7 protein-coding genes are annotated in these 5,862 nt (G+C 71.6%); all 7 read left to right on the top strand.

The window, feature by feature from the left end; translation table 11 throughout:
• Positions 1-312 (top strand): Holliday junction resolvase RuvX (ruvX, locus tag VR44_RS14255; protein WP_045947849.1); only part of this gene is annotated, 312 nt, incomplete at its 5' end.
• Between the two features lie 656 nt (positions 313-968).
• Entirely contained in the window at positions 969-2,120 is a 1,152-nt protein-coding gene (gene mltG, locus VR44_RS14250) for an endolytic transglycosylase MltG (protein ID WP_425424505.1), read from the top strand.
• Between the two features lie 6 nt (positions 2,121-2,126).
• Complete coding sequence (locus VR44_RS14245; RefSeq protein ID WP_045947848.1) at positions 2,127-2,951, top strand: shikimate dehydrogenase; 825 nt, start codon at positions 2,127-2,129, stop codon at positions 2,949-2,951.
• Positions 2,952-2,988: 37 nt separating this feature from the next.
• Positions 2,989-3,180 (top strand): hypothetical protein, encoded by a 192-nt coding sequence (locus VR44_RS14240; protein WP_045947847.1) that lies wholly within the window; start codon positions 2,989-2,991, stop codon positions 3,178-3,180.
• Between the two features lie 113 nt (positions 3,181-3,293).
• A complete protein-coding gene (gene aroC, locus VR44_RS14235; RefSeq protein ID WP_045947846.1) occupies positions 3,294-4,478 on the top strand; it encodes a chorismate synthase in 1,185 nt (394 codons plus the stop codon).
• Entirely contained in the window at positions 4,475-4,993 is a 519-nt protein-coding gene (locus VR44_RS14230; RefSeq protein WP_045947845.1) for a shikimate kinase, read from the top strand. Before aroC ends, VR44_RS14230 begins: the two co-directional genes overlap by 4 nt.
• A partial coding sequence (gene aroB, locus VR44_RS14225) for a 3-dehydroquinate synthase (protein WP_045947850.1) occupies positions 4,990-5,862 on the top strand: 873 nt, incomplete at its 3' end. The genes VR44_RS14230 and aroB, both read left to right, overlap by 4 nt.

The following is a 5,862-nucleotide window of genomic DNA, read 5'->3' as shown; positions in this document are numbered from 1 at the left end:
GAGTACGAGCCCCTCGAAGTCGTCGTCGGCCTCCCCCGCTCGCTCAGCGGGCGGGAGGGGCCGGCCGCGGCCAAGGTGCGTGCCTTCGCGAACGAACTGGCCAAGGGGATCAAGCCGGTGACGGTCCGGCTGGTGGACGAGCGGATGACCACGGTCACCGCCGCCCAGGGCCTGCGCGCCTCCGGGAAGAACGCGAAGAAGGGCAGGTCGGTCATCGATCAGGCCGCCGCTGTGATCATCCTCCAGAACGCTCTTGAGACCGAACGGGTATCAGGTAATCCGCCTGGCGAGTGCGTCGAAGTGGTTGTCTGATCGCGGTACGGTAACGTTCCGCGCGATGAGACGGCATTCGAACAGCCGTCGCCCACCACTCAAGAGGCGGAACCGGGTGCCGCGGCAGACATGAGCCGCGCCCACGTCTCGCGGCTCTAGGGGACCGATGACTGACTATGGCCGGGGCCACGGCTCCGAACCGTGGAACCCCCAGGACCCCTTGTACGGGGACCAGGGGTGGACCGCGCACCAGACGCAGCAGGGGCAGGTTCCCTACGGCGGTGACCCGCAGCAGCAGTACCCGGACCCACAGTTCCAGCAGGTCCAGTACCAGCAGGAATACCCCGCGCAGTACCCGCAGCAGCCGCAGTACGCCGAGCAGCAGCAGGCGTACGCGGTGCAGCACGCCCACGCGCAGCAGCTCCAGCAGCAGCCGCCGTACGAGGGCCAGGGCTGGGACGGCGCCCACCAGCAGCAGTACGTGGCCGCCGTCCAGACCGACCCCTACGCCGGCGCCGACCCCTACGCCCAGCAGTCCGCCGGGGCCTACCCCGACGAGACCCCCGACCTGTACGCCACCCCCGACGCCTTCCCCCCGCCGTCGCCCCCGAACCAGCGGCACCTGGAGCCGGACCCGGCCGAGGCGGAGGAGGAGCCGGAGGAGTCCCTGCGGCGCGGACGACGGCGACGAGCCGGTGCCCGGCGGCCGCCGCGCGGGCCGCGGCAAGGGCGGCAAGGCCGGCAAGAAGAAGCAGAAGAAGCGCAGCGGAACGGCCTGCCTGGTCGCCGCCGTGGTGATCGCCGCCGTCGTCGGCGGTGGCGGCTACTACGGCTACGGCTACCTGAAGGACCGCTTCGGCGCGACCGAGGACTTCGCGGGCGAGGGCACCGACGAGACCGTCGACGTCGAGATCCCCAAGAACGCGGGCCTCGGCCAGATGGGCCGCATCCTCAAGGAAGCCGGCGTGGTCGCCAGCGCCCAGGCCTTCGTCGACGCCGCGAACGCCAACCCCAAGGGCAAGTCGATCCAGCCGGGCATCTACCCGCTGAAGAAGAAGATGTCGGGCGCGGCCGCCGTCGCGCTGATGATCGACCCCAGCAAGCTGGCCGTCATCACCGTCCCCGAGGGCATGCGCAACTCCGAGGTCTACAAGGCGATCGACAAGAAGCTCGGCAAACCGGACGGCACCACCCGCGAGATCGCCCAGCGCGAGTACAAGAACCTCGGCCTGCCGGCCTGGGCCGCGAGCAACCCGAAGGTCATGGACCCGCTCGAGGGCTTCCTGTACCCGATGCGGTACGACCTCAAGAAGGACAGCACGCCCGAGTCCCTGCTCAAGCAGATGGTCAAGAACGCCTCCGACAAGTACGCGGAGCTGGGCGTCGAGGCCAAGGCCAAGGAACTCAACCTGGAGAACCCGCTCCAGGTCATCACCGTGGCCAGCCTCGTCAACGCCGAGGGCAAGAACCACGACGACTTCCGGAAGATGGCCGAGGTGGTCTACAACCGCCTCAAGAAGACCAACGACGTCACCAACCAGAAGCTCCAGTTCGACTCGACGTACAACTACGTCAAGGGCCAGAGCGAGATCAACTTCAACCTGAAGGAAGCCCAGGCCTTCGACCACCCGTACAACACCCACTACGTCAAGGGCCTCCCGCCCGGTCCGATCGACAACCCCGGTCTGGACGCGCTGACCGCTACGCTCAACCCCGATCACGGCGGCTGGATGTTCTTCGTGTCGGTCGACGGCAACAAGACGACCTTCACGAAGACCTACGACGAGCACCTGAAGCTCGTCGCGGAGTTCCAGGAGCGTCAGGCGCAGAAGAAGAACGGCGGGTAGCAGGACATGTCACGGACACGGGCCGCGGTGCTGGGATCTCCCATCGAGCACTCCCTCTCACCGGTACTGCACCGGGCGGCCTACCGGGAGCTCGGCCTCGACGACTGGTCCTACGACCGGTTCGAGATCGACGAGGCCGCGCTTCCCGGGTTCGTGGCCGGTCTGGGCCCCGAGTGGGCCGGGTTCTCCCTCACGATGCCGCTCAAGCGGGCGGTCATCCCGCTGCTGGACGAGATCAGCGACACCGCCGCCTCGGTGGAGGCCGTCAACACCCTCGTCCTGACCGAGGACGGCCGCCGGGTCGGCGACAACACCGACATCCCCGGCATAGTCGCGGCCCTGCACGAACGCGGCGTCGAGAAGGTGCCCGCCGCCGCCGTCCTCGGGGCCGGGGCGACCGCCTCCTCGGCCCTGGCCGCCCTCGCGCGGATCTGCACAGGCGAGATCACCGCGTACGTCCGCTCCGAGGCCCGCGCCGAGGAGATGCGCGGCTGGGGCGAGCGGCTCGGCGTGGACGTCCGCACCGCCGACTGGTCCCGGGCCGCCGAGGCCCTCCACGCCCCGCTGGTGATCGCCACCACCCCGGCGGGCGCCACCGACGAACTGGCCGCCGCCGTACCCGCGGCCCCGGGCGCCCTCTTCGACGTCCTCTACGACCCCTGGCCCACCGCCCTGGCGGCCGCCTGGTCCGGCCGCGGCGGCAAGCTGCTCGGCGGCCTCGACCTGCTCGTCCACCAGGCCGTGCTCCAGGTCGAGCGGATGACCGGCCGCGCCCCGGGCCCCCTGGCGGCCATGCGGGCCGCCGGAGAGCGCGCCCTCGCCGCGCGTTAGGCTTCCCACCTGCTGTTCTTCGGGGTGAGGGGGGCGCGTGGACGCGTTCGGAACGGGCCAGACGCTGGCTTCGAAGTGGGACGCCGGGTACGCCGTCGTGATGTTCGTGAAGGTGCTGCTCGGCACCCTGCCGGACTGGGCGAAGTGGGTCGTCGGCTCGCTGGTGTCCGTGGTGGTCGTCCTGGAGGGCTACCGGTGGTGGCGCCGGCGTGGGACGGCCGTCCGATAGCTGGACCGGATCACGGGGGAACCGCCGGGACGTGGGAGGATTCGGGTACCGGCGGTTCGGTCCGCGCACCGGATGCGCCGTCGCAGTGCCAGGCGCGAGCATGAGGAGCATCGTTGAGCAGGTTGCGTTGGCTGACCGCAGGAGAGTCGCACGGACCGGCCCTGGTCGCGACGCTGGAGGGCCTTCCCGCCGGCGTCCCGGTCACCACCGAGCTGGTGGCCGACCACCTGGCCCGGCGCCGGCTCGGCTATGGACGCGGTGCCCGGATGAAGTTCGAGCAGGACGAGATCACCTTCCTCGGCGGCGTCCGCCACGGCCTCTCCCAGGGCTCCCCGGTCGCGATCATGGTCGGCAACACCGAGTGGCCCAAGTGGGAGACGGTCATGTCGGCCGACCCCGTGGACCCCTCGCTGCTCAAGGACACCGGCCGCAACGCGCCGCTGACCCGCCCCCGCCCCGGCCACGCCGACCTCGCGGGCATGCAGAAGTACGGCTTCGACGAGGCCCGGCCGATCCTGGAGCGCGCCAGCGCCCGTGAGACCGCCGCCCGCGTCGCCCTCGGCGCCGTCGCCCGCTCCTTCCTCAAGGAGGTCGCGGGCATCGAGATCGTCTCGCACGTGGTGGAACTGGCCTCGGCCAAGGCCCCCTACGGCGTCTACCCGACCCCCGCCGACGTCGAGAAGCTCGACGCCGACCCGGTCCGCTGCCTCGACGCCGACGCGTCGAAGGCGATGGTCGCGGAGATCGACCAGGCCCACAAGGACGGCGACACCCTCGGCGGCGTCGTCGAGGTCCTCGCCTACGGCGTGCCCGTCGGCCTCGGCTCCCACGTCCACTGGGACCGCCGCCTCGACGCCCGCCTCGCCGCCGCGCTCATGGGCATCCAGGCCATCAAGGGCGTCGAGGTCGGCGACGGCTTCGACCTGGCCCGCGTGCCCGGCTCGCAGGCCCACGACGAGATCGTCTCCACCCCCGAGGGCATCAAGCGCACCTCCGGCCGCTCCGGCGGCACCGAGGGCGGCCTGACCACCGGTGAGCTGCTGCGCGTCCGCGCCGCGATGAAGCCCATCGCGACCGTGCCGCGCGCCCTGGCCACCGTCGACGTGGCCACCGGCGAGGCGGCCGTGGCGCACCACCAGCGCTCCGACGTCTGCGCCGTGCCCGCCGCGGGCATCGTCGCCGAGGCCATGGTCGCGCTCGTGCTGGCCGACGCGGTCCTGGAGAAGTTCGGCGGCGACTCGGTCCCCGAGACCCGGCGCAACGTCCAGTCCTACCTCGACAACCTGCAGATCCGGTGACGGCCGGACCGCTCGTCGTCCTCGTCGGCCCCATGGGGTCCGGCAAGTCCACGGTGGGGGCGCTGCTCGCCGAGCGGCTCGGCGTCCCCTACCGGGACACGGACGCGGACATCGTCGCCGCCCAGGGCCGCGAGATCTCCGACATCTTCGTCGACGAGGGCGAGCCGTACTTCCGTGAGCTGGAACGGCAGGCGGTCGCCGCCGCCGTCGCCGGGCACACGGGCGTCCTCGCCCTCGGCGGCGGCGCCGTCCTCGACCCGGGCACCCGTGCCCTGCTGGCCGGACTGCCCGTCGCCTACCTGTCGATGGACGTCGAGGAGGCCGTGCGCCGCGTCGGCCTCGGCGCGGCCCGCCCCCTGCTGGCCGTCAACCCGCGCCGGCAGTGGCGCGAGCTGATGGAGGCCCGGCGCCCCCTGTACACCGAAGTCGCGCGCGTCGTGGTGGCCACGGACGAACGCACCCCCGAAGAGGTCGCCCAGGCGGTCCTCGACGCTCTGGAGTTGAAGGACGTATGACAGACCAGGTGACGCGGATCCACGTCGGCGCGTCGGGGCCCCTCCCAGCGGTAGCTGGGGGAGCCGGACACGACGCGTACGACGTGCTGGTCGGCCGGCAGCTGCTCGGCGAGCTCGGCGGCCTCATCGGGACGAAGGCCCAGCGGGTCGCCGTGATCCACCCCGAGGCCCTCGCCGAGACCGGCGAGGCGCTGCGCGCGGACCTCGCCGAGCAGGGCTACGAGGCCATCGCCATCCAGGTGCCCAACGCCGAGGAGGCCAAGACCGTCGAGGTGGCCGCCTACTGCTGGAAGGCGCTCGGCCAGTCCAACTTCACCCGCACCGACGTGATCGTCGGCGTGGGCGGCGGCGCCACCACCGACCTGGCGGGCTTCGTCGCGGCCAGCTGGCTGCGCGGGGTGCGCTGGATCGCCGTCCCCACCACCGTCCTGGCGATGGTGGACGCGGCCGTCGGCGGCAAGACCGGCATCAACACCGCCGAGGGCAAGAACCTCGTCGGCGCCTTCCACCCGCCGGCCGGCGTGCTCTGCGACCTCGCGGCGCTGGACTCGCTGCCGGTCAACGACTACGTCAGCGGTCTCGCCGAGATCATCAAGGCCGGTTTCATCGCCGACCCGGTGATCCTCGACCTGATCGAGGAGGACCCGGCGGCGGCCCGTACGCCCGCCGGCCCCCACACGGCCGAGCTGATCGTCCGCTCCATCCAGGTCAAGGCCGACGTGGTCTCCAGCGACCTCAAGGAGTCGGGCCTGCGGGAGATCCTCAACTACGGCCACACCCTCGCGCACGCCATCGAGAAGAACGAGCGCTACAAGTGGCGCCACGGCGCGGCCGTCTCCGTCGGCATGGTCTTCGCCGCCGAACTCGGC

The sequence above is a fragment of the Streptomyces katrae genome, assembly GCF_000966975.1.
Lineage (GTDB): Bacteria > Actinomycetota > Actinomycetes > Streptomycetales > Streptomycetaceae > Streptomyces > Streptomyces katrae.
The sequence above is the reverse complement of the archived record's forward strand: the minus strand, read 5'-3'. Positions and strand labels throughout refer to the sequence as shown.

Coding starts and splice junctions, on each gene's coding strand:
- VR44_RS14245 (WP_045947848.1), top strand. CDS start 2,127: ATGTCACGGACACGGGCCGCGGTGCTGGGATCTCCCATCGAGCACTCC.